1 protein-coding gene and 1 pseudogene are annotated in these 1,118 nt (G+C 72.1%); both read right to left on the bottom strand.

Annotated features, from left to right (window positions below; genetic code table 11):
* Positions 1-745, bottom strand: a 745-nt coding sequence (locus DKL51_RS33005) for an aldo/keto reductase (RefSeq protein WP_148097927.1), incomplete at its 3' end; no start/stop codon positions are given.
* Positions 746-804: 59 nt separating this feature from the next.
* Positions 805-1,118 (bottom strand): annotated as a pseudogene (locus DKL51_RS33000) (septation protein SepH); the annotation flags it as partial.

The following is a 1,118-nucleotide window of genomic DNA, read 5'->3' as shown; positions in this document are numbered from 1 at the left end:
TGGTCGGCCGGTGCTCGGCCAGCGCGTCGGCGGCGCGGCCGGAGGTGCCGCGCGCGGCGCCGCCCTCGGCCATCTTCCGCAGCACCCCGGCGAGCAGCCCGCCGTGCAGCGGCGACCAGGGGATGATGCCCAGCCCGTAGTGCTGCGCGGCGGGGACCACCTCCAGCTCGACGTGCCGGGTCATCAGGTTGTAGATGCACTGCTCGGAGACGAGGCCGAGGAAGTTGCGCCTGCCCGCGGCCGCCTGCGCCTGGGCGATGTGCCAACCGGCGAAGTTGGACGATCCGACGTAGACGACCTTGCCCTGGGCGACCAGGGTCTCCATCGCCTGCCAGATCTCCTCCCACGGCGTGGTCCGGGAGATGTGGTGCATCTGGTAGAGGTCGATGGTGTCGGTCTGCAGGCGGCGCAGCGAGTCCTCGCAGGCCCGGATGATGTGCCGGGCGCTCAGCCCCTGCTCGTTGGGCCAGTCGCCCATCTTGCCGTAGACCTTGGTGGCCAGCACGACCTTGTCGCGGCGGCCCCCGCCCTGGGCGAACCAGCGGCCGACGATCTGCTCGGTGACCCCCTCACCGAGTTTCCAGCCGTAGACGTTCGCGGTGTCGAAGAAGTTGATCCCGTGTTCCAGCGCCCGGTCCATGATGGCGAAGCTGTCCGGCTCGTTGGTCTGCGGCCCGAAGTTCATGGTGCCGAGGCAGAGCCGGCTCACCGAGAGGCCGGTGCGTCCCAGGTTCGTGTACTCCATGGATACACCCTGGCACGCGGGCACTTAGAGTGCCTCTACATGCCAGGGTGTTCCGTGGATCAGGAGGACTCGCGGGCCGCCGGGCCGCTGCCGAAGAGGACGTCGTCCCAGCTCGGCAGCCGCTTGCGCGGCTTGCCGCCGGCCTCCGTCGACTCGGCGCCACCGGCCGCCGCCGCGGCACCCGTCCGGCGCGGCCGGAGCACGGCCAGCGACGGTACGGCCGGGATCTCCTTCGGCGCGTCGGAGTCGTCGTCGAACGCCGAGCCCTGACCACCGCCGAGCAGCGCGGCCGCGCCACCGCCGACGGCCCGCTGGCGGGGCGCATCCGACCCGGCCAGCGCGGCCGGTCTGGCGCAGGCGGAGCAGCTGCACG

The sequence above is a fragment of the Micromonospora globispora genome (assembly GCF_003857015.1).
Taxonomy (GTDB): Bacteria; Actinomycetota; Actinomycetes; order Mycobacteriales; family Micromonosporaceae; genus Micromonospora; species Micromonospora globispora.
The sequence above is the reverse complement of the archived record's forward strand: the minus strand, read 5'-3'. Positions and strand labels throughout refer to the sequence as shown.